Origin of the sequence: Sphingobium sp. CR28, from assembly GCF_052327305.1 — a bacterium.
Classification (GTDB): domain Bacteria; phylum Pseudomonadota; class Alphaproteobacteria; order Sphingomonadales; family Sphingomonadaceae; genus Sphingobium.
The window spans coordinates 1,334,406-1,355,689 of sequence record NZ_CP182486.1; the positions used below are offsets into that span (position 1 = coordinate 1,334,406).

Consider the following 21,284-nt stretch of genomic DNA (forward strand, 5'->3'; position numbering starts at 1 on the left):
AGATTGGAGCAATTTGGCCAGCGATATGCGCGTCGCCTACCTCACCACGCAATATCCGGCCGTGAGCCATAGCTTCATTCGCCGTGAAATCGCAGCGGTGGAGGAAGCAGGCGCGCAGGTAACGCGCTATTCCCTACGCAACGCTCCGGACAACCTGCCCGACCCGCGCGATCAGGCCGAGAGAGCGCGGACTCATTTCATCCTCGCACAAGGCGGCGCGACGCTGGCAATAGCGACGCTCCGCACGGCAATCCGCGCACCCTTTCGTTTCGCGTCCGCGCTGGCCTGCACTCTGACCATGGCGCGCCGATCCGACCGGGGCATCGTTGCCCATCTCGCCTATTTAGCCGAGGCATGCTGGCTCGCACCTCGGCTCCAATCGGGCAAGATTGCACATCTGCACGTCCATTTCGGCACGAATGCTACGTCGGTTGCTCGGCTGGTTCGGCGGCTCGGCGGGCCACCGTACAGCTTCACGGTGCACGGCCCGGACGAGTTCGATAACCCACGTGGCCTCGACCTGGGTGGCAAGATCACCGAGGCCCTGGCATGCGTCGCGATCAGCAGCTTCGGGCGTAGCCAACTCATGCGCTGGAGCGATCCCCGTCACTGGTCCCGCCTGATCGTTACGCGGTGCGGCGTTGACGAGAGTTTCCGCGCTAATCAGGCGCGTCGCCCTGCCCCAACGGAGCCCAGACTCTGCTGCGTGGCCCGCCTAAGCGCCCAGAAAGGCCTGCCGCTTCTCATCGAGGCGGCCAGCCTCGTGCGCGATCGCGGTCACGCCTTTCATTTGACGCTGGTGGGTGATGGCGAAATGCGCGACGAGATCGAGACACAGATCGCGACGCTCGGCCTGTCAGACAGTATCAGCATCACCGGCTGGGCAACCAGCGACCGGGTGCGCGAAGAAATTCTCTCGGCACGTGCCATGATCCTGCCGAGCTTCGCGGAGGGACTCCCGGTGGTCATCATGGAAGCGCTGGCCCTCGGTCGGCCCGTCATCGCCAGTCGGATCGCCGGCACTCCAGAACTCGTCGATGAAAGCTGCGGCTGGCTGATTCCCGCCGGGGACGTGGAAGCCATTGCCGATGCGATGATCGCGGCGGTCACCGCGCAGCCGGCGCTACTCGATGACATGGGCCAAAAGGGCCGCGCGCGCGTGCTCGCCGACCACGATGCCGGCAAGAACGGCGCAGCCTTACTCCAGACGATAGAGCAGCTGCACACAACTCAGGTCACGCGCGCATAATGCTAACGCTCTTCTCCTGGCTGATCGCTGCGCCGATAGTAGCCCTGAATGGCATATTGGGCGCCGAACTGGCTTTTGGTCTCAAGCCAAGACGCCCCCAGCCCACACGAGACGGGCAAGCCGCCCGGACGACGATCCTGATGCCCGCGCACAATGAGGAGTTGGGAATCGCGGCCACTATCGCGGCGCTGAAGCCTGAACTCAACGAGAGCGTTCGCCTGCTCGTCGTGGCGGACAACTGCAAAGACCAAACGGCAATGCGTGCGCGAGAAGCAGGCGCAGAGGTCATCGAGCGCCAAAACGCGACGCAACGCGGCAAAGGCCACGCCCTCGCCTTCGGAAGAGACTGGCTACGCGCAAATCCACCAGACAGCGTCATGGTGCTGGATGCTGATTGTTTCGTTGCACCCGGCACGATCGCGAACCTTAGTCACGCCGCGCTGGCGAACGAACGCCCCGTGCAAAGCTGCAACCTGCTTCGCTCCCGCCCCGACGACGCCCCGATGGTGCAGATTTCCAACTTCGCCTTTCTCATCAAGAACAAGGTGCGGCAGCGCGGCAGCACACGGATCGGCGCGCCGGCTCTACTGAGCGGCACCGGCATGGCGTTCCCCTGGACACTCTTCGAAAGCGCCCCACTGGCCACGAGCGATCTCGTCGAAGACTTGGCTTTAGGCATCCATTTCGCGCAAAATGGCCATTCGCCCATATTCGTTGAGCAAGCGCTGATAACGAGCGACCCAGCCGACGCCGCCGACACGCTGACCCAGCGAACGCGCTGGGAACACGGCTTTGTCCAAACCGCGACCCGCCGAGCAATCCCGCTCTTTATCGAGGGGCTCAGGCAGGGCAGGCCCGGCCTTGCCTGGCTTGGCCTTCATCTGCTGGTTCCTCCGCTCGCTCTGCTCGTCACTCTGGGCGGGCTGGCTATGGCGCTGTGCGTACTCCTCGCGCTGGTCGGGGCACAATGGACACCCGCCATAGTCTGCGCTTGCGCGCTTGGTGCGGTTGCCTTTCTGCTAGCGCTTAACTGGGCGCTGAACGGCCGGGAGGCCGTGCGAGGCAGCACCCTTGCTCGCATCCCCCTGTACCTGCTCTGGAAATTGCCAGTCTATCTCCGCCTTGTGCGGAAGCGCGAAAGTGAGTGGGTACGAACCAAGCGAGCGGGCGAGTAGTAAAGCTGGGGCCCACAAGTTTTGTATCCCAAACGGGATACAAAACTGCCTTCGAGCGCCCACAACAAAAGGGGGCGGTATCGCCACCACCCCCTCGAAGCCTCTGGCGATCTCTATCTTCTTACTGACCGATTGAATTGAGGAAGTTCATCACCGCCGCGTACTTAGGCGCTTCGGATGCCGGCTGACCGGCAAACTCCTGCATACCCCATGCCCCATATTGAGATATCGGCCCCACCTCTTGGTATAGTGTGATGAGATCCCCATAGCGCTGGTCCCAGGCCTGCAGATACTTCGTCATGATCTGCCCCATGCGCGGATCCGTCTGGATCTTCCTAGCGAGAGTCAGATCCTGCGTAACGAGATGTTGGCCAGCCTCATAAGTGATGAAGCGTTTGCCATATTTATTGGCGACTGCCTTGTGGACGTCAGCCAAACCGAACACGAAGTTTATCCGCGCCGGCAGAACATTTGCGAAGAAATCATCAAGGTTAGTGGCGATAGTCGGCTCGTTGTCCACATAGAAGTACGGAGCGGTTGCCAATGCATCGACATGGTCAGGAAGGTCCCTGAAGGAGAAGATCTGCCCCGAAAGCACCGTCAGCGCATTCTGTGTCGCCGCGACGCGGACAATCCGGTTGGTCTGTCCTTTGAAGACGTCGCTCCAAATGTCCATGTCCTCGATCGTCTTCTCCGCATAGCGCATATACATGGCCACGCCGGTGGTCTGAGACAGCCCTTTAGCCTTGCCCTCCGCGTCCGCCTGATGCGTGACCTTGAAGCCCCAGTTCCACACCTCATTGCTCACTTCAACATAGGCTTTGAGATCAGGCGATAGATTGTCACGAACATACTGAGCGAAGCGACGGACATAGTCGGCGTCGGCATTCCACGGCATGGAGAACCAAGGATCGACCCGCGCCTGGTTGGCGAGAGCGACCATGTATTCTACAGCGATGCCATCGTCGCCGGTGACCTCTCCGGAACTTGGGGTTGTGCGAGTTGCCCAAGTAACAGGCAAATTCGCATTTGTATTTTGCCAATCCATGAATCGCACGGCGCGGTAGCGAGCAACCTGCGCGATATATTCCGGCATGAAAAGACGGTCGGGGTCCGCACTAGTCTCACGACAATCGATCTTGCGCACCGGATCACTTGGCGTCGTTTTGGAAATAAACAAGATTGGCTGCAGTATTCCGTCCGGCACCCAAGTAAAGGTCAAGGCGTTACCAGAACTCTGTACATTCTTCGCTACCCACGGCGAAAGACTGACCGAGCCTTGGCCCTTCCAGCGGCATTTAATCTGTACGGACTGACCTTCGCGAGCCGCCAGCGGGGTTTGGAGTGTCCGCGCAACCGATTCGCCGGTCTTGATGAGAATGATGTCATGGTCGTTATTCAGGCGATCTGCGGGCATGTCGCCCCACACATTCGCGGGACTGACCAAAACCCAGCGGGAGCCAGCGAGGAGATTCATAAACGAACGGTCACCCGCGAAATAGGCGGGAGCTGTCAGGTTCATACCAACGCTCGTACGGCCCGGTGTGGGACGCGGCGCCGTGCCGACGGGAGATGTCGGCGTCGTTGGTGTCACTGGCGCCGGCGGAGGAGAAATGATGACAGGCCTCGTGGATGTACTCGTCGAAAGGAAGAACGAGCCCAAGGAAACCAGAGTCGAAAATACGGAACTACGGAATGCTGGCACGACACCTACACTCAAGAAAGTCAGTAAGGTTCCAAACGTGCCTGCCACAGCAGCAGAACTCAAGAGACCAGTTCCACCAAAACCGGCCCATATCGCGCCCCGCCGAAAATTTGATCCGGCTGACTTTCTCTTAGCCATCACTTATGGATTCCCTCGACAAATCAGGCAATTATCGCCGTGCCACCTATTCATGGCTAGAGCGTCCATACGATGAGATGATCGAACATAGTTAATGATACGGTAAATATTAGGAACAGAAACTGCAATTGCAGCTACCGAGATCCGAAAATCTCCATCAATTTGGAAAATTGATACGAAAATCCGTCAAGTAAACGACTTTCGCTTTATCAGTCGCATTAAACTGTAGGAAAGTGGGACAGTTTTTCATCGGGCGCATTTGAGCCACGGTTTGTCTTCTCGCTCTGGCTCGCTTTGGGTCGCGCAATTCGGCTACGCTGAATTGTCATTCCACTAAGCGCCCCGGCGATAAGCCATGTTAACGGCCTCAGCGACGCATTGGGAATGAGATCAATCAGATTGAGCATGAGGATGAGCAACAGGCCCAGCGTAGGTAGTGCGAGCTTACCCCGTCCTTGCCGATAGGCGCGCCAGAAGGGATGACAAAGCAGTCCGAACATTGCCACATAACCGACCCAACCAAACTGGCCGATCGCGATGATCCAGCTCCCATCAGTCGTGGATATCTGAACGTCCGTCCCCCAATCGGTTTGCTGGAAAACCTGATTTCGCCCCCAGGTGCCCCAACCAAACAGGGCTTTTTGATTGGCATGGGCAAGCAAGCGATCCTCGTTTTCAAGTCGGAACCGAAGCGACTGCTCACGTTCCGCGCTGACATAGCCAGCCACCTTCAGCACGGCCTCCCCAGGGAAAAAGCGCGTTGCCCGAACTGCGGGATAAGTCACGATAATCAGTGACAGAGCCAACATCAGGGTCGTCATGCGACGCGGGGTGAACGCCAGGAGCGCAATGAGGCCCACAGCGGCAAGCACGATTGAGCCGACCGACTTCATCAGAATCAAAATGACGGCCAGGTACAAGCACACCAGCGCGGTGGGCAGCCCGAAGGTGCGTAAACGAAGCCGCCACAAAACCATCGAAGCAGTGAGGGCCATCGCGCAGAACATCGAAACGAGAAGGCCATGTCCCATGAAGGCAGCGGGACGATATCCACCGAAGCGGACCATCTGTTGGAAATCGTTGAACGCTTCTATACCATAGATTTTGCGATGCAGCACCGGCGCGAAGCGGACTTCGTAGAGAATGGGCAGGGAGTAGAACAGTGCCGCAATGACCAACACGCGCAAAATCTGAAGATGATCCACATCCCTCTGCAGAGCGCTGTAACCCAGAATGAAGGGGGTCAGTGTGAGAGCATTGAGACCGCACGCGGAGAAGGAGTCGTAGAGCGACATGCCGGGCAGCGCCGTCTGCAACATGATAATTGGTGCGCGATTACCGAAACCAGTCACGATAGGGGAAAGGACGAAGACGATCATGAGCATCAGCACGATGCGGCTTCTCGGCAACCGAATCATGCGCTGCTTCGCCATGAAAAGGGTGCAGACCAGAGCAGCAAGATTGGGAATGGTCGTCTTGTCGAGCGACGGAAGGCCGGGCGGATCGAAATCGACATTGACCGGCAGGATCAAATACGCGGCAACCAGCGACCAGATGATCGCTTTGCGCGCGCCAAGCTGCGAGAACAGAATGATGGTCACAATGGGCCAGGCGATGAGCGCGCCATAGGCAATCATGTTGGGCATGACGAAAGGTCCCTAGGCCTTGGTTGTCGCGACAAGACCAGGACCCCGCGTGACGATTCTGGCCGGCACACCCACGGCTAGAGCGCCGGGAGGCACGTCGGTCAAGACAACGGCATTCGCGCCGATCGCCGCGCCATCTCCAATCCGCACGGCGCCCAGCAGAGCCGCGCCCGCGCCAACATTCACGCCGTTCCCCAGTACCGGCGCTTCGTGCAGCCGTGACAGATCCCGCAGTCCCAGCGTGCAGTTCTGCCGGATGATGCAGTCGTCCCCGATCACGCTGTTCCCGTGGACGACGATCCCGCCTTGGTGCTCCACTACGACCCGACGTCCGAGCACCACGCTGTAAGGCAGTTCAATACCATAAACATTGCGGCAATGTCTGAAGGCTGCGCGATAGACCAGACTGGGAATGGCGCGCAGCCATTTGGAGCGAATGCTCATTCGCCAGACACCGAACCGATGCACGGCAACCGCGCGGAAGCCCGGACGCGTCCAGTCGCGATCGTGGGCGCGCAAGTCTTCCGCAATAATAATGCGGAGCGCGCGCAAAGTGGTGATCCCGACTGTCAAGCAACTGCCTTATATTCGATGATGCGAGTCCGGACGCGGCGAAGGCGCGCAGTCCAGAACGAGATCATGCCTGAGAGCAAGGGGAATTTGGCAACGACCGTCAGCGCGGCAAAGCCGCGCGCGAGAGCAGGCGATCTGCCCGTCGCCAGTTCGCGGCGCCAGAGACGCAGCCATTGACCGGGATAGAGAAGCGCCAGCGAGAGGCCGAATATCCAGCCGACCATGGCACCCGCCAGACCCGCCACGACACAAAGCAGAATAGCCAAAGGAATGGCCGCAGCCCAGAAGAGTGTGCTGCGCACCTCCCGTCGCCAGCCCGGATTTGCGGCATTACCATGCCGTTGGACATGCTGGGCAAAGGCGTGCCCGGCGCGCTTCGCCCGGCGCCACCAGGCACTGAAACGATGAATATCCGCATCATGCCGCGTCATCGGAGCATCTATGCGGCGGATATGCCAGCCTCGTGCGCGCATGCGCAGACAGAGATCCGGCTCCTCCCCCGCAATAAGATCGTCGCTGTAGCCGCCGGCCTGAGTAATCGCGTTCACCCGCATCAGCGCGTCGCCGCCGCAAGATAGCACCTCCCCGATGGGGACGTTCCACTCATCGTCGCATTGGGCGTTGTAGAGGCTGGCTTCTGGATGACGCTCCTTGCGGCGGCCGAACACGACCGCGAGGCCGGCATCTCCATCAAGCGCGTCTCTCCCTGCCAAGATCCAACCGGGTTCGAGAGTACAATCACCATCAATGAACTGGACATAGTGCAAGTATGGCCAGTGACTGAGCAAAGCTCGCCAGCCCGCATTGCGCGCCCGCGCTGCCGTGAAACCGGGCGATATCGGCAGTTCCACCACCATGACCCCCGCCGCCTTTGCCCGCTCGACACTGCCATCGGTCGAGCCGGAGTCGACGTAGACCACCGGCACTCCGGCTGGCATCGAAGCGAGACACGCGACAAAGCGTTGTCCCTCGTTCCGGCCGATCACAACGATGCCGACATCTTCCCCGGTCATGATCGTCAGCCCGCCTTCCGCATCCAGCGCGGCGGAACTCCGAGTGGGTCGCCAATGCGCGTGATCGCAGGCTCGCTGTCCATTGCTCGCACTTTGATGCCGCTTTCTCGGAGCCTGTGCTCATCCGCCTGTGTGGATGCGATCCGGTCGCCAGGCACGATAAGCTTCAGCAACCGGCCGAGGCGCGCGCCGGCTAGCCAAGCAACGCTGGCACGCAACGCATAGTGCGCCCCTCTGGTTAGCGCAAAAAACCGCCGACGGCTTTCGTACCAATATGGTGGCATTGCGCTCTCCGTCTGCGACTTGCCCTCCTTAAGGCCGGTCGATGCGCCGCCAATATGGGCGACCCGGCTTCGCGGAACATGCCGGAGCGTCCAGCCAGCGCCGTGTATGCGATGCATCAGTTCCACTTCCTCAAAGTAGAGGAAAAAACCAGTATCGAAGAGACCGACGTCTCGAAGGGCAGCCGTGCGGATGAGGCAAGACGCGCCGGTTACCCAGCCCACCTCGCCCCCCTCTCCATAGGGCACAAAAACGGGCTGCACGCGAAAAAGGCGTCCCACCGACGCAAGACCTAACCCCCGAACGAATTCATTGGCGGCGCTATGGAAGTGAAAGGCCGAACCCGTGAGACTGCCATCCGGATTCACGAGTTGGCTGCCGGCAACGGCACAGAGCGGATAGGCCTCCAGTTCGTCGACAAGAGCCTGCAGCGCGCCCGGCTCCGGCACGCAATCGGGATTGAGCAGGAAAATGGCATCGGGTGGCGTGTCGCTAGCGCAGGCCCGCAAAATCGCTTCATTATTGGCCCAACCGAACCCGCCGTTTATCTCCAGCGGCACGAACGTCACGAAGCCCTCGTCAATGAGATCCCCCAGCAGGACCGGCAGCTTCTCGGCCGATCCGTCGCCAGAGCCATTATCGACCACAATCATGTCAATATGGAAGGTGTCGCTGCGCTGCGCCGCCAGCGCCCGAGCGCACTCGGCCGCGAGTTCAGACGTTCGATAGTTAACGGTGACAGCCGTGACGCGCCGAATCTGCCTGGGGGTCACGTGTTGCCCCTGTCTTCACCGACGATGCGCGCGGGGATACCGACCGCGGTACGACCTGCCGGCACATCACTCAGCACGACGGCGTTCGCGCCGATCCGGGCATGATCGCCGATCACGACAGGCCCAAGCACACGCGCTCCGGCACCAATATCGACGTGACCGCCGATGGTGGGTATGCCGCCAGCAGCGGCGCCGATGGTGACTTGCTGAAAGATGAGGCAGTTGGGACCGATCGGGCTATCCGGATGAATGACGATGCCGTTGGGGTGGGGAATGAGCAGCCCGCCGCCGATACGGGCATTGAGCGGGATATCCGCCCCAGTCACAACTGACCAGAAGCGGTGCCGGATTACCGCCGACGCCCGGAGCAGCCAGGCGAGCGGGCCACGCGCAGCTTGATAGTCGCGAATCGCGGCGAGCAACGAGCGACCGGATGACCAACCTTTTCCTTCGCGGCTTTCGCGACTCCAATCCGGCTCGGTCGCTGAGACCGCAGGACTCTCAGACGCCGTCATCGAGCGAGCGATCCTTGAGCGCGATCCAGAAGATGCGGGGACCGTGCACTAGGTAACGCTTCCAGAGCCGGCGCGGCTCACTCAGCAAGCGGTGCAGCCATTCAAGGCCCATGCGGCGCATCCAAATCGGCGCTCGGGCCTTACGCCCCAGCAGAAACTCGATCGAAGCGCCAATACACAAGCCGACACCCCGCATGCCGGGTTGCTGAGCTGCCTTCTGCGCCACCAGCTCACTCTGGGGGGCACCGATCGCTAAAAGAACGAAGTCAGCGCGCTGGGTCGCAAGAAAGTCGATTATCTCCTGAATGGCCTCCGGCTTCCTGAGCAGACCCATGGGCGGAATATGCTGGACATAAAGCGGGCCGGGGAAGCGCTGCTGAAGATCCCGCAGCATCGTCTCATCGCCACCCACGATGACGACCTTGTCACCAGCAGTGAGAACCTCTCGAAATAGGCGGGCCGTAAGGTCGCTTCCTGGAATAAGCGTGAGCTCGACCCCACGCATCTGGGCGAGAAGTTTTACGATGCGGCTATCACAGACCCGCCGGTCGGCGGCGGCATAGGCCCGACGAAACGCCTCGGTGTATTGGCCATCGCGCTGTGGCCAGAGATTGACGATGTGGTCAGTGTTGGGGGTTACGATATAACGGAAGCGTCCACCATCATCCCGCTTGGCAAGGTCACCAACAAGTTGATCCTCCGTGCAGAGGTCAAACTCAATTCCGGCGAAGTGCGCGCGGGGTGCTCTAAGCATCCAGTGAGTCCTAGTAAGCATGGCGGTCCCAGATCAATTTGACCAAGGTCTCCCCAATGATTCTCAAGTCGAATAGCGGAGACCAGTTCTCAATATAATAGGTATCGTATTCAACCCGTTTACGCGCGCGCTCAATTGTATCAATTTCTCCGCGCAGACCCCGCACCTGCGCGAGGCCAGTAATTCCTGGCTTCACACGATGGCGCGCCGCATAACCCCGCACTGCCTCATGATAATAAGCGTCACCGACCATCATGGCATTTGTGTGCGGGCGCGGACCCACGATCGACATCTCGCCCCGCAGAACATTCCAGAGCTGGGGAAGCTCGTCGATACTTGTGCGCCGGATGATCCGCCCCACTCTGGTCACGCGCGGATCATTCTTGGTCGTGCGCTGGCCGCCGGTAATATCCTGCCGGTCGACATACATGGAGCGGAACTTGAGCACATCAATCTCAAGATTATTGAAGCCCACACGGCGCTGACGGAAGAGGATCGGGCCCTTGCTCTCCAGCTTGATCGCGATTGCCGTGACAAGCAGCAACGGAAAGAGCAGCACAAGCGCGATGAGCGCCACCGTGCGATCCTGAATTTCCTTCAGCACGCCGTCGAGATCCCGGACGGGCTGCTGCCAGACATTGAGTACAGGGAGGGAACCCAGGTAATTCACCCGGTAGCGATCGCGCAGCACGAGAAATTCGCGCGGCAGGATGCATACGTCGATCGCACCCGCGGAAAGCTGCTCCACGATCATGTTGAGCCGGTCCTGCTGGACAAGCGGCAGGGCCACGATCAGCTGATCCAGCATACCCGCACGGGCAAGGCCGAGCAGATCCTCGAAGCCGCCGAGAAACGGCACGCCATTGATCATGCCCGTTTCCACGCGCGTGCGTCGGTCATCTGCAAAGCCGATGATCTTGATGTGCGGCAGACGCTCGATTTCGAGCAGTTCGAGCACGCGTGTCGTTATATCGCGATCCGCACCGTAAATAGCGACTCGCTGCCCAATGAAACCGCGAAGCATCAACTGCCAGATGAGCCTGCGGAACAGGAGGCGGCTGAAGACCAGCAACGTGATGCTTGCTATAAGGAAGCAAAGGGCGAACCGACCGGAGAAATCCGTGCTCCGGCCGAACTGCAGAACCACGAAACCAGTCAGGAACGTCGCGACAAGAAAGTCGATGAACGTGCCCCGTCCGAGGTCATCGCCCTGCCCGCGAAAGGCGGAATAAGCATCGCGCGATATACGGATCAGGAAGAAATTGATGGCCAGTACGATCGCCGCTGTCTCGTGCAGACGATATTCGTAATAATAGCCGTAGTAGCTCTCAAAGGCGAACCGGGCGACAAGGAAGGCGAGGAAGAAGCACACGGCGTCGTTAACAATGCCGGCCGATCGCAGAACATTGGATGTGAAGCGCACATAGCGGTTCGGGGACCGCTTCCGAGGTGCCTTGCGAATGATCATGCGATTTTCCTCACGTCCTCAGAGCCGCCCGAAGAGGCCACGGTTGGCCGGCGTTCCGGGAATGTCGTCAAGCAGATAAGCGCTATTGGCACCCTTGCCCTCCTGGTCAACAATCGCCGTGCACATAATATCGGAAGCCAACCCGCATTGCTGCGCCAGAATATCCCACGCCTTCTTGGCGGAAGGCTGGGCGCGCGCGAAGGCCGTGGCCACGGATACAGCGCGGCCATAGGAGCGCTCCGCGCGTAGCAGCGCGAGATGCCGGTCCAGGATGAAATAGTCCTGCGGCAGGCGGCGCGATGCCTCGCCCAATATTTGCAGGGCACGCCAGGCCTCCCCGCGCCGTTCCGAGATGCCGGCAAGGACAATGTACGGCTCTGGATTGAGCGGATCGGTGGCTTGCGCCTTCTGCACATCGTTCAAAGCCAAGTTGATCTCGCCAGATGCGAAGTGGAGCTGCCCGAGAAGAATCAAGGCATCTACGTCATTTGCGTCGGTTTTAAGGATCTTGTCCACCGCAGAGCGCGCCTCCGCCTTGCGACCGGCAATCGAGAGGAGGCGTGAACGCAGCGACGCGACGAATCCAGTGTAATTCGGCGGAACGGCGTTCAGTACTCGTCCGGCTGCTTCCGTGTCACCGGCAAGAATGAGGTAGCGGACCGCGTTGACGATTGCCTGCGGATCCTTGCTATTTGCAACCTTCGCGGCAGCGGCGGCCGGGATCGGGTGACTGTCGAACTGCCCCCATATACGCCTCAGCGTTGCATAATCCCCGACGTTTGAAGAGCCCTGTTCCAGCAACTCGACTGCGCTCTGCCGGGCTTTATCGACATTGCCGGTCTTGTAGAGAAGGTTGATCTGCTCCAGCCGGTACTGGAGATTGGCCCCGGAGAGCGGAATGATCTCGTCGTAGAGCGCCAGCATCTCTGGCGCGCGGCCCATCTTGCGATAGATGTTGAGCTTGTTGGTCAGCATCGCAGGCGTCTTGCCGTTCGCGACAATACTCTGATCGATCAGCTTGATCGCTTCTTCGGGCTGACCACTGATAGCCAGCGACCGCGCCCGCAAAATCGTGCCAGCTTCATCGCTGGGACTACGCGCGAGAATGCGCTCTGCAAGTGTATTGGCGTCCTCAAACTGTCCGCGCGACAGGGCGATCATACCTTTGACCTGCATGGCCGGCAGCGATTCCCCGTCGAGGATCAGCAGGCGATCCGCAGCCTCTTCCGCCTGCTTGATGCGGCCGACCTGCACGCCGATATTGGCGACATAGGCCAGCGCCTGGCGGTTCGTTCGGTCAAGATCGAGCGCCCTGTCGAACGCATTATAGGCCGGAACGATGCGCTGGGCCTGCAAATTGATGAGACCCTGCAAAAGATAATAGTCCGAATTATCGTCGCGCAGTTGGATGGCTTGGGTAATCGCCTGGTCAGCCGCCGCAACATTACCCGCTTCGAGATAATTGCGAGCTGCCTGCGCCAGGCCGTCGGCTTTTTCGCGCGGATTCTGGCAAGCAACAAGCATCGCCAACGGGATCAAGGCAGCGAGATTTCTCAATGAACGCAACGACATCCGGGCGAAGGAGCGCTTCTTGCGGAGAATGACGGGGTCAAAATTCAACAACATCGCGAACGCCTACTGCGGCCGAAGATGCAAAGATATCGCTAATAATGATGCATAGACGCACCACAAAAGCCCTTTATTTCCCGGCACAGCGTTCGTTAACCCCGCATTTACGTGGTGACGGCATGGTCTTTTGGTATATGAGGCCAGGATCGGCCATAGCCTAAAGGAACGCAAAGCGTGCTTCAAGCAGCGGTAAGGTTGTCGGCTGCCCTTCTTTTATTGACGGGCCCAACGGCAATCATGGCACAGCAGCCATCCGGTCCAGCGACAGTTCGCGCCCCGGATCGCCCCTATACGATCAACGCAGGTGACGAACTCGAGATTTATGTCTGGGGTGAGGAACGCCTCCAGCGCGAGATTCGCGTGCTCCCCGACGGTACTTTCTCCTTTCCTCTTGTAGGCCAGGTAATAGCGCAGGGGCAGCTCCCCTCGCAGGTCGAAACCGCGATTACCAACGGACTTTCCAGCCAGTATCGAGGCCAAGTTCCGCAGGTGACCGTTTCGGTCAAGGCTCCGGCAGGCTTCATCTTCTCCGTGATTGGGCGGGTGAAGAGCCCCAGCACGTTCACGCCGGGACGTTACGTCAACGTCGTGGACGCGATCGCCATGGCCGGAGGTGGCGATGAGTTCGCCAATCTGGATAACGTCGTTATCGTGCGAAAGGGTCAGAATCCCCTCCGCGTGAGGCTTGGGGGAGTCATGAAGGGCAATGTTTCGGCAAACGGCGCGGATATTCCGCAGATCGAAAGCGGCGACACGGTGATCGTGCCATGAGAATGATCCGATCGCTCAGCCTGCTGTGCTCCGCCACGGCGCTGGCAGCACATGGTCCAGCTTTCGCCGATTCGCGGGTGGGGGCCGATGTCCAAGTCACCGGCGGCTACTCGACCAATCCTTTCTCCGCCACTGGCGGAGATGCCGGTTCGGCAATGGCGACAGCCTCCTTCCTGCCGTTCATCGATCTCGTCTCTCCGGCAGGCAACACGAGATTGAGCGGCGAAGTCACCCGCACCGAATATGCGCGGCGATATGATGGTCAGACGGACTATGCCGGCGGCGTGGCCACGCGACTCCAGGCCAGTCCCCGGACAGCGATCAGCGGCAACGTCAACTATTCCTCGCGCGTCATCAACGCCCTCAACCCCATTATAAACCCGCTCAACCCGCTTCCGGGCGACCCGAACCTGCCCGTGATCGTCGATCCAGCGACACTCGGATCTTTTCAGCAGCGCACCAAGATGCTCTCCGGCGGCGTACAGGTGCAGCACCAGCTGACTGCGCGCGACTCCCTGTCGTTCGGTGCCAACGGTGCCGCAGCGCGCTACGGAAACAGCCTGTTTCCGCAGAGCGACTATGATTATTATGGCGGCAATATCGGCTACCAGCGCTCGATCAGCACTTACACGGCCATAGGTGTCTCGATGGGCGCGAACCGCACGCTCTATAAGCGGGCGGGTTTCGGCAACACGACCAGCTTTTCACCCAGCGCCACTCTGCAGACGAGACTATCCCCGACGCTGTCGATCAATGCGGCGGCGGGTGTGACCTTCACCGATACGGACATCGCGGGTGCGTCTCGCAAGTTCACGGCTTTCTCGGGCAGCGTCAGCCTCTGCAAAAAGGGCGATCGGTCCAATCTCTGCGCTCAGGCCTCACGCTCGGTCGCGCCTTCCGCCTTTAATGGCGTCTCGAAGCAGACCTCGGTGGGCCTGAACTACAGCTACGAACTCGACCCGCGCAGTCAGATCACTGCCAGCGCGAGCTACTCGCGGCAGGCCGGCGTCGCTGGAATAAGCAACGCGCAAACATTCGACTTTGGCTACGCGTCGCTGGGCTACAGCCGTCAGATCAGCCGCCGCCTTTCTGCCGTTGCGACACTGAGCTACTCGGACAGCTTCAATTCGATCGCAGCGCGCCGCGCCAATTTCTACGGCAGCGTGGGCCTTCGCTATCGCCTGGGTGACATCAGATGAACAACGCATTCGCAGCTTTCCCCGAACAGGAGGAGGCGAACGGCAGCTCGTTTCTGTCGCATCTGCCTGCCATCGCCAAGCAGCGTAAATGGTTCATCATTGTTCCTGCGTTGATCGGCCTGATCGGCGGCATCGCCGCAGCGTTCATCATGCCTGTGAAATACCAGTCGCGTGCCGTTCTGCTGGTCGAGGCGCCGCTACTGCCTGCCGAGGTGGCCAGCAGCAACGATGCGGAACTCGTCGATCAGCGCATGGCCCGCATCCGGCAACAGGTGCTGAGCCGTCCGCAGCTTATCGAACTCATCCAGCGCAACGACCTCTACACCACCGAACTTCAGACCCGCTCGCTGAGTGAAGTTATCGAGCGCATGCGCAACGCGATCAGCATCGAGCCGGTGACCGCCGACATTCAGCAAGCCGGCAGCGGCCGCAAGACGACGATCGCCTTTGGCATGTCGTTCGAATATGCTGACCCTGTGAAGGTGCAGACCATTGCACAGGCGTTGACCGAGCAGGTCCTCCAGATCGACTCCACCAAGAATGCGGAGCAGGCGGAGAACACAGTCCAGTTCCTCTCCGATCAGGCCAATGGCCTACAGCAGCAGATTGGCATCATCGAGAAGCAGATTTCTTCGATCAAGGCGGCGAACGGCATGGCACTGGCGGGCAGTTCCATGACCATGCTCGGTGCCGGCACGGGGAGCTACGACGCCCAGATCGCGGCAATCCAGCAGGCGAATGCCCAGCTCAACGCGCAGCGAGAACAGGCCCAGACTTCCGATTTGCGTGATCCCCTCGTGACCCAGGCGGAAGCCGCTCTGGCCACGGCGCAGGCCACTTATGCGGACAGCCATCCTGACGTGGTGATCGCGAAGCAACGCCTCGCGGAGGCGCGCGCGCTGGCCAAACAAACCACGCGCAGGCTGCCCACCGACAGCATTGACCGCCAGATCGCGGCGAATAATCGCCAGCTTGCCATCCTTCAGTCAGCGCGCGCGCAGGAGTCCGCGCGGACCGGTGCGGTGTTGAGCGCCGCATCCCGCGCGCCGGCCGTGCAGGAGCAGATCGCACAGCTTCAGCAGCGACTCGATGGTCTTAACGTGCAATATCAGTCGGTGTCTTCGCGGTTGCTCGCCGCACGCGCCGGCAAAAAGGCGGAAGACGAGCAGCAGGGCGAGCGCCTCTCCGTGATCGACCCGCCGGTGATCCCAGACGACCCAACCTCACCCAATCGCCCGCTCCTCATCGCGGGTGGCCTCTTGGGAGGACTGGGCCTCGGCGTTTTCCTTGCCGGCCTTCTCGAGCTTCTGCTCCGCCCCATTCGCGACATTGGCGCAGTGCAGGCCGCAACTGGCGAGGCGCCGTTGGTCGTCATCCCGACCATCCAGCGCCGCGACACACAGAAAAAGAGCTTCTTCGAGCGCATCTGGCCCTTCGGTAAGGGCGATGACGATGACGACGATGATTGAGCAAGGCGCGACGGGAGTTTTGACTTTGGCCCAAGATTTTGCAGCGACGACAACGGCGCCGCGCCCCACAGCGCGTATTCCGGCTCAGTCGGAACTCACCGTTTTCACGCCGGAACCTCAGGTGCTCGACGCGAACCATATCGTCGGGTTCAACAGCAGGCATATCAGTTCGCGCCCGTTCAGCCTGTTGCGCTCCCAGCTGATCAAGCGGATGCAGGCGCGCGGCCATCGTGTCGTGGGCGTAACCTCGCCCGCACCAGGCGCGGGCAAGTCGTTTCTTTCCGCCAATCTCGCGGCTTCGCTGAGCCGCCTGCCCAACCGGACGGTCCATGTCTTCGATCTCGACGTAAGACGCGCGTCGATGGCCGAGTATTTCGGCTTGAAGGGCGAGGTAGGTCTTGAGCAGTATCTGTGCGGCAAGACCGACGATCTCACTAAAGTCGGGCTGCAGGTAGAGGGCACCAACCTCTCCCTTTACCCCTGCTATCCCAACAATCTCGACACGTTCGAGCTGCTGGCGGGTGATCGTTTCGCCGCGTTGGTCGCTGCCATGCGCGCCCTGCCGGAAGACAGTCTTGTTCTGTGCGACCTGCCTCCGGCCTTCGCCAATGACGACGCCATCGTCATCGCCGACCGGATCGATGCCTATCTGCTTGTCATTGAACAGGGGCGCACCAGCCAGAAAGAGGTCAAAGACTGCATGCGGCTGCTCGATCCAGCCGAGTGCATCGGTTCGGTGCTCAACCGCTATGAAGGTGGCTTCGGCGATCCCTATGGCTATGGCTACGGCTATGGGTCGTATGGAAATTATTCGAGTTACTTCAAGAAGAGCGACTGAGGGGTATCACCCCGGCGACGCACTGGTAAGGCCAGTTCAAGGGTGTGACCGCGCGTAAAGCACTCGCCCTGGGTGCTGACAGCAAGCGGGGCATTGGCAGCCCTCGCCCTCTTTGCCTAAAGCAGCTGCATGACCACCGCTCTCCCTGCCATTCTCTTCGTCTGCCTGGGCAATATCTGCCGCTCACCACTGGCAGAAGCCGCCCTGAGAACGGAAGCAGCCCGGCATAATCTGAATATGGAGATCGACTCGGCGGGCACGGGAGGATGGCATGCGGGCGATCCGCCCGATCCGCGAGCGCAAGCGACGGCGCGCCGTCACAGTGTGGACATTAGCCGCTATCAGGCGCGACAGGTTCGACCGGATGACTTTCACCGCTTCGACCATATCTTCGCGCTCGATCCGCAAAACCTCGCCGATCTGATGCGCGTCGCGCCCAGCAATGCGACGGCGCGAACAAGCCTGCTCATGGATCTTGTGCCGGGCCGCGAAGGCACCGCCGTCATCGACCCCTATTATGGCGATGAGGCAGACTTTGAGACGACTTGGGCAGACGTGACCCGCGCTGCCCGCGCGATCATGGAGCGATTGGCAGGATAAGGATCAGCGGACCGACTTCGCCTTGTCGAGCAGCGGCCGCCACCAGCTTTCGTTCGCCAGGTACCAGGCGAGGGTTTGTGCGAAACCTTCCGAGAAAGTCCGGCGGGGAGCATAGCCCAGCTCCCCTCTCGCCTTAGTCTCGTCTATCGCATAGCGACGATCATGCCCCGCGCGATCCCTAACGAATGTCTTGAGGCTATCCGAAGGCTTGCCTTGGGCGGCCGGCGCATCCGGGAATCGCGCAGCAAGGCTGGGGTCCGCCGAGAAGGCGCGATCGACCGTTGCGCAAATCTCTTCAATCACGTGCAGATTTGGCAGTTCCTGCCCGCCGCCGATATTGTATGTCTCACCCGGCCTGCCGACGAGCAGCACCTTCTCGATGCCGTTGCAATGATCTTCCACGTGCAGCCAGTCCCGCACGTTCATGCCGTCACCATAAATCGGCAGACTGCGGCCGTGCAGACAGTTCAGGAGGAAAAGCGGGATCAGTTTCTCGGGAAACTGGAACGGGCCATAATTGTTCGAGCAGTTGCTCGTCGTGACCTCCAGCCCATAAGTGTGATGATAGGCGCGCACGAGATGATCCGAGCCCGCCTTGCTCGCGGAATATGGCGAGTTGGGCTCATACTGCTTGGTCTCGGCAAACGCAGGATCGTTCGGCCCCAGCGAGCCGTAGACCTCATCGGTCGAAACATGATGGAAGCGGTGCGGTTTGCCCGTACCGGTATCGAGCCAGAGCTTGCGCGCTGCCTTCAGCAGGCTGTGCGTGCCGACGATATTGGTCGTGACGAAGGCATCCGGCCCGGTGATCGAGCGGTCGACATGACTCTCGGCAGCGAAATGGACGATCGTGTCGATGTCTCTTTCGCCCAATAGCTTTTCGACCAGTGCCGTATCGCAGATGTCGCCTTGGATGAGGTCGACGCCGTTCAGTCCGTCGAGATTCGCGGGATTGCCCGCATAAGTCAAAGCATCGAGCACCGTGACGACATCGTCGGGGTGATGCTGCGCCCAGTAGTGAACGAAATTGGCACCGATGAACCCAGCGCCACCAGTGACGAGCAAATTAGCCATTCGTCTGTATATCCTTGAGCATGCGGCGAAGATTTTCGCGCCAATGAGGTGCCGGCTTTCCGAGGAGCGCGAAGGTGGCTTCCTTGTCGAGCACCGAATAATGGGGGCGTCGGGCGGGCGTGGGATAAGCCATTGTCGGGATGGGCAGAACCGCTGCCCGACGCGACAAGAGCCCTAACGCAAGCGCTTCCTCCTGAATGGCGACAGCGAAGTCGTACCAACTTGCCGCCCCGCTATCCGTCCAGTGATGAATGCCGGTGGCCCCGACTGCGTCCAGCGCCCAGATGGCCTGCGCAAGCCCGCCAGCAAATGTGGGGGTGCCGATCTGATCCGCCACCACGCGCACTTCGTCTCGTTCACCCATCAGCTGCAGCATGGTCCGCACGAAGTTGTTGCCGGTGCCGCCATAGACCCATGCGGTGCGCACGATAAGCGCATCCGGCTTTGTCGATAGGACAGCCTTTTCGCCCTCCAGCTTGGTGACGCCGTAGATGCCAATGGGCGCGGTCGGCGTGTCTGGCAGGTAAGGCACGCCCGACATGCCGTCGAAGACGAAGTCGGTTGAGACGTGAACAAAGCGAGCGCCCGCCTCCCACGCTGCGAGGGCGAGATTGGCCGGACCGACGGCATTGATGGCACGAGCCGCTTCGACATCGCTCTCGGCTTTGTCGACAGCTGTATAGGCTGCCCCGTTCAGAAGCAGCTCCGGGCAGTGTCCCGCGACAATCTCCGAGACAGCTCGCGAATCAGCGATATCGAGATCGGCATGGCCAAGCGCTACGACCACTGCATCCGCCGGCGCACAGGCCTGCAGCGCCTGCCCCAGTTGGCCACCCGCTCCGGTGATGAGCACCTTCATGGAAAGGTCACTGCCTCCTTAAGGGGCTTGCCGGCGACATCCTTGGCAGAGAGCTGGGGCATGATGTCTCCCAGCGGCCATTCGATGCCGACTTCCGGATCGCTCCAGAGCAGGCTGTGCTCATTTGCCGGATCGTAGGGGCTCGTGCATTTGTAGAGGAAGTCGGTGCCGTCCTCCAGGCACAGGAAGCCGTGCGCCATGCCTTCGGGCACCCATAGCATCCGCTTGTTCGCCGCGGAGAGCTCGACGCCGACCCATTTGCCGAATGTCGGAGAAGAGGCGCGCATATCCACGGCGACATCATAGACCGCGCCTGCAGTTACCCGCACCAGCTTCCCCTGCGGATTGGGCCGCTGATAATGCATGCCGCGTAAAACGCCGCGCGACGAGCGGCTGTGATTGTCTTGCACGAATGCGAGATCCAGCCCGGCATCGCGAAATGTCTTTGCGCTCCAGCTCTCCAGGAAGAAACCGCGCTCATCGCCGAACACTTTCGGCTCGATGATGAGAACGCCGGGGATCGCCGTCTTAATGATGTTCACAACGTGCCCCGTTCCAGCAACTTCACCAAATACTCGCCATAGCCCGACTTGCGCAGCGGCTCGGCGATTCGCATCAAATGCGCGTCATCAATGAAGCCCATGCGCCAGGCCAGTTCCTCCGGGCAGCAGATCTTAAGACCCTGACGCTCCTCGGTGATGCGCACATAATTCGCGGCATCTATAAGCGATCCGTGCGTGCCGGTATCCAGCCAGGCATATCCGCGCCCCATGAGCTCGACATTAAGTTCGCCTGCTTCGAGATAGAGACGGTTGAGATCCGTGATTTCCAGTTCACCACGCGGAGAAGGAGCAATTGCGTGGGCGCGCTCCACGGCTTGTCCGTCATAGAAATACAGGCCGGTCACCGCGTAGTTCGACTTTGGAACGGCCGGCTTCTCCTCGATCGTCTCCGCCTTGCCATCCGCATCGAATGACACCACGCCATAGGCTTTGGGATCGCCGACATAATAGCCGAACACCGTCGCGCCGTTTTCCCGCGCGCTTGCGGCGGCAAGAAGATCGGACAGGCCATGACCGTAGAAGATATTATCGCCCAGGATGAGCGTGGAGGGGTTCGTTCCCACGAAATCCGCTCCGATATGATAGGCCTGCGCCAGGCCGCCCGGATGGGGCTGCACAGCATAACGCAAGTCCAACCCCATATCTGAGCCATCACCCAGCAACGCCTGAAACGCTGCTTGATCCTGTGGCGTGGTGATGATGAGAATCTCGCGGATGCCAGAAAGGATAAGCACCGACAGCGGATAATAGATCATCGGCTTGTCGAAGACCGGCATGAGCTGCTTCGAAACTGCTCTGGTCAGGGGATAGAGCCGCGTGCCGGAGCCGCCCGCCAATATAATGCCTTTGCGCATATCGAGTTGATCGCCCCTTTTGTCCGCACAGCTCCCCTGAGGGAAATAGGCATGCCTTGTCACGGCAGGCCTGTTGCAAGCCTCTTAAGCATGAGAGGCTTAACATTCACTCTCAAAAGATATGTATACGCCTCTGG

General features: G+C 60.2%; 20 protein-coding genes. 7 read left to right on the forward strand and 13 right to left on the reverse strand.

What is annotated here, in order from left to right; all coding sequences use genetic code 11:
- Positions 1 to 13 precede the first annotated feature (13 nt).
- Entirely contained in the window at positions 14 to 1,249 is a 1,236-nt protein-coding gene (locus ACNAOH_RS06305) for a glycosyltransferase (RefSeq protein ID WP_443971903.1), read from the forward strand.
- Complete coding sequence (locus ACNAOH_RS06310; RefSeq protein ID WP_443971904.1) at positions 1,249 to 2,424, forward strand: glycosyltransferase family 2 protein; 1,176 nt, start codon at positions 1,249 to 1,251, stop codon at positions 2,422 to 2,424. Before ACNAOH_RS06305 ends, ACNAOH_RS06310 begins: the two co-directional genes overlap by 1 nt.
- Positions 2,425 to 2,545: 121 nt before the next feature.
- On the opposite strand, the gene ACNAOH_RS06315 is transcribed toward ACNAOH_RS06310, so the two are convergent.
- The 9 genes from ACNAOH_RS06315 to ACNAOH_RS06355 form a co-directional block, all read right to left on the reverse strand.
- Positions 2,546 to 3,946 (reverse strand): hypothetical protein, encoded by a 1,401-nt coding sequence (locus tag ACNAOH_RS06315; protein ID WP_443971905.1) that lies wholly within the window; start codon positions 3,944 to 3,946, stop codon positions 2,546 to 2,548.
- 539 nt (positions 3,947 to 4,485) lie between these two features.
- Positions 4,486 to 5,913 carry a hypothetical protein gene (locus ACNAOH_RS06320; protein WP_443971906.1) on the reverse strand — a complete coding sequence of 476 codons (1,428 nt, stop codon included), beginning with the start codon at positions 5,911 to 5,913 and terminating at the stop codon, positions 4,486 to 4,488.
- A gap of 12 nt (positions 5,914 to 5,925) precedes the next feature.
- Positions 5,926 to 6,486 carry a serine O-acetyltransferase gene (locus tag ACNAOH_RS06325; protein ID WP_443971907.1) on the reverse strand — a complete coding sequence of 187 codons (561 nt, stop codon included), beginning with the start codon at positions 6,484 to 6,486 and terminating at the stop codon, positions 5,926 to 5,928.
- Positions 6,483 to 7,499, reverse strand: a complete 1,017-nt coding sequence (locus tag ACNAOH_RS06330) for a glycosyltransferase family 2 protein (protein ID WP_443971908.1) — start codon at positions 7,497 to 7,499, stop codon at positions 6,483 to 6,485. The genes ACNAOH_RS06325 and ACNAOH_RS06330 overlap by 4 nt, the downstream gene beginning before the upstream one ends.
- A 5-nt stretch (positions 7,500 to 7,504) precedes the next feature.
- Positions 7,505 to 8,554, reverse strand: a complete 1,050-nt coding sequence (locus tag ACNAOH_RS06335) for a glycosyltransferase family 2 protein (RefSeq protein WP_443971909.1) — start codon at positions 8,552 to 8,554, stop codon at positions 7,505 to 7,507.
- The gene (locus tag ACNAOH_RS06340) at positions 8,551 to 9,069 is read right to left on the reverse strand and encodes a serine O-acetyltransferase (protein ID WP_443971910.1); all 519 of its coding nucleotides are present in this window, start codon (positions 9,067 to 9,069) and stop codon (positions 8,551 to 8,553) included. The genes ACNAOH_RS06335 and ACNAOH_RS06340 overlap by 4 nt, the downstream gene beginning before the upstream one ends.
- The gene (locus tag ACNAOH_RS06345) at positions 9,056 to 9,823 is read right to left on the reverse strand and encodes a WecB/TagA/CpsF family glycosyltransferase (protein WP_443971911.1); all 768 of its coding nucleotides are present in this window, start codon (positions 9,821 to 9,823) and stop codon (positions 9,056 to 9,058) included. The genes ACNAOH_RS06340 and ACNAOH_RS06345 overlap by 14 nt, the downstream gene beginning before the upstream one ends.
- A 10-nt stretch (positions 9,824 to 9,833) precedes the next feature.
- Positions 9,834 to 11,291 carry an undecaprenyl-phosphate glucose phosphotransferase gene (locus tag ACNAOH_RS06350; RefSeq protein WP_443971912.1) on the reverse strand — a complete coding sequence of 486 codons (1,458 nt, stop codon included), beginning with the start codon at positions 11,289 to 11,291 and terminating at the stop codon, positions 9,834 to 9,836.
- Between the two features lie 18 nt (positions 11,292 to 11,309).
- Entirely contained in the window at positions 11,310 to 12,917 is a 1,608-nt protein-coding gene (locus tag ACNAOH_RS06355) for a tetratricopeptide repeat protein (RefSeq protein WP_443971913.1), read from the reverse strand.
- A 240-nt stretch (positions 12,918 to 13,157) separates the two neighbouring features.
- On the opposite strand from ACNAOH_RS06355, the gene ACNAOH_RS06360 reads away from it, so the two are divergent.
- The 5 genes from ACNAOH_RS06360 to ACNAOH_RS06380 all read left to right on the forward strand — a co-directional run bounded on the left by ACNAOH_RS06360 (position 13,158) and on the right by ACNAOH_RS06380 (position 17,797).
- The gene (locus ACNAOH_RS06360) at positions 13,158 to 13,691 is read left to right on the forward strand and encodes a polysaccharide biosynthesis/export family protein (RefSeq protein WP_443971914.1); all 534 of its coding nucleotides are present in this window, start codon (positions 13,158 to 13,160) and stop codon (positions 13,689 to 13,691) included.
- The gene (locus ACNAOH_RS06365) at positions 13,688 to 14,890 is read left to right on the forward strand and encodes a hypothetical protein (protein WP_443971915.1); all 1,203 of its coding nucleotides are present in this window, start codon (positions 13,688 to 13,690) and stop codon (positions 14,888 to 14,890) included. Before ACNAOH_RS06360 ends, ACNAOH_RS06365 begins: the two co-directional genes overlap by 4 nt.
- Positions 14,887 to 16,359 (forward strand): GumC family protein, encoded by a 1,473-nt coding sequence (locus ACNAOH_RS06370; RefSeq protein ID WP_443971916.1) that lies wholly within the window; start codon positions 14,887 to 14,889, stop codon positions 16,357 to 16,359. Before ACNAOH_RS06365 ends, ACNAOH_RS06370 begins: the two co-directional genes overlap by 4 nt.
- Entirely contained in the window at positions 16,343 to 17,197 is an 855-nt protein-coding gene (locus tag ACNAOH_RS06375) for a CpsD/CapB family tyrosine-protein kinase (RefSeq protein ID WP_443971917.1), read from the forward strand. Before ACNAOH_RS06370 ends, ACNAOH_RS06375 begins: the two co-directional genes overlap by 17 nt.
- A gap of 129 nt (positions 17,198 to 17,326) precedes the next feature.
- Positions 17,327 to 17,797 (forward strand): low molecular weight protein-tyrosine-phosphatase, encoded by a 471-nt coding sequence (locus ACNAOH_RS06380; RefSeq protein ID WP_443971918.1) that lies wholly within the window; start codon positions 17,327 to 17,329, stop codon positions 17,795 to 17,797.
- Positions 17,798 to 17,800: 3 nt separating this feature from the next.
- Here ACNAOH_RS06380 and rfbB read toward each other — a convergent pair whose 3' ends face one another.
- The 4 genes from rfbB to rfbA are packed head-to-tail and all read right to left on the reverse strand — an operon-like array spanning position 17,801 to position 21,147.
- Complete coding sequence (gene rfbB / locus ACNAOH_RS06385; RefSeq protein ID WP_443971919.1) at positions 17,801 to 18,871, reverse strand: dTDP-glucose 4,6-dehydratase; 1,071 nt, start codon at positions 18,869 to 18,871, stop codon at positions 17,801 to 17,803.
- Positions 18,864 to 19,730 (reverse strand): dTDP-4-dehydrorhamnose reductase, encoded by an 867-nt coding sequence (rfbD, locus tag ACNAOH_RS06390; protein ID WP_443971920.1) that lies wholly within the window; start codon positions 19,728 to 19,730, stop codon positions 18,864 to 18,866. The genes rfbB and rfbD overlap by 8 nt, the downstream gene beginning before the upstream one ends.
- Positions 19,727 to 20,272: a dTDP-4-dehydrorhamnose 3,5-epimerase gene (rfbC, locus tag ACNAOH_RS06395; protein WP_443971921.1), complete on the reverse strand. Its 546-nt coding sequence runs from the start codon at positions 20,270 to 20,272 to the stop codon at positions 19,727 to 19,729. The genes rfbD and rfbC overlap by 4 nt, the downstream gene beginning before the upstream one ends.
- Positions 20,269 to 21,147, reverse strand: a complete 879-nt coding sequence (rfbA, locus tag ACNAOH_RS06400; RefSeq protein WP_443971922.1) for a glucose-1-phosphate thymidylyltransferase RfbA — start codon at positions 21,145 to 21,147, stop codon at positions 20,269 to 20,271. Before rfbA ends, rfbC begins: the two co-directional genes overlap by 4 nt.
- Between the last annotated feature and the right edge of the window lie 137 nt (positions 21,148 to 21,284).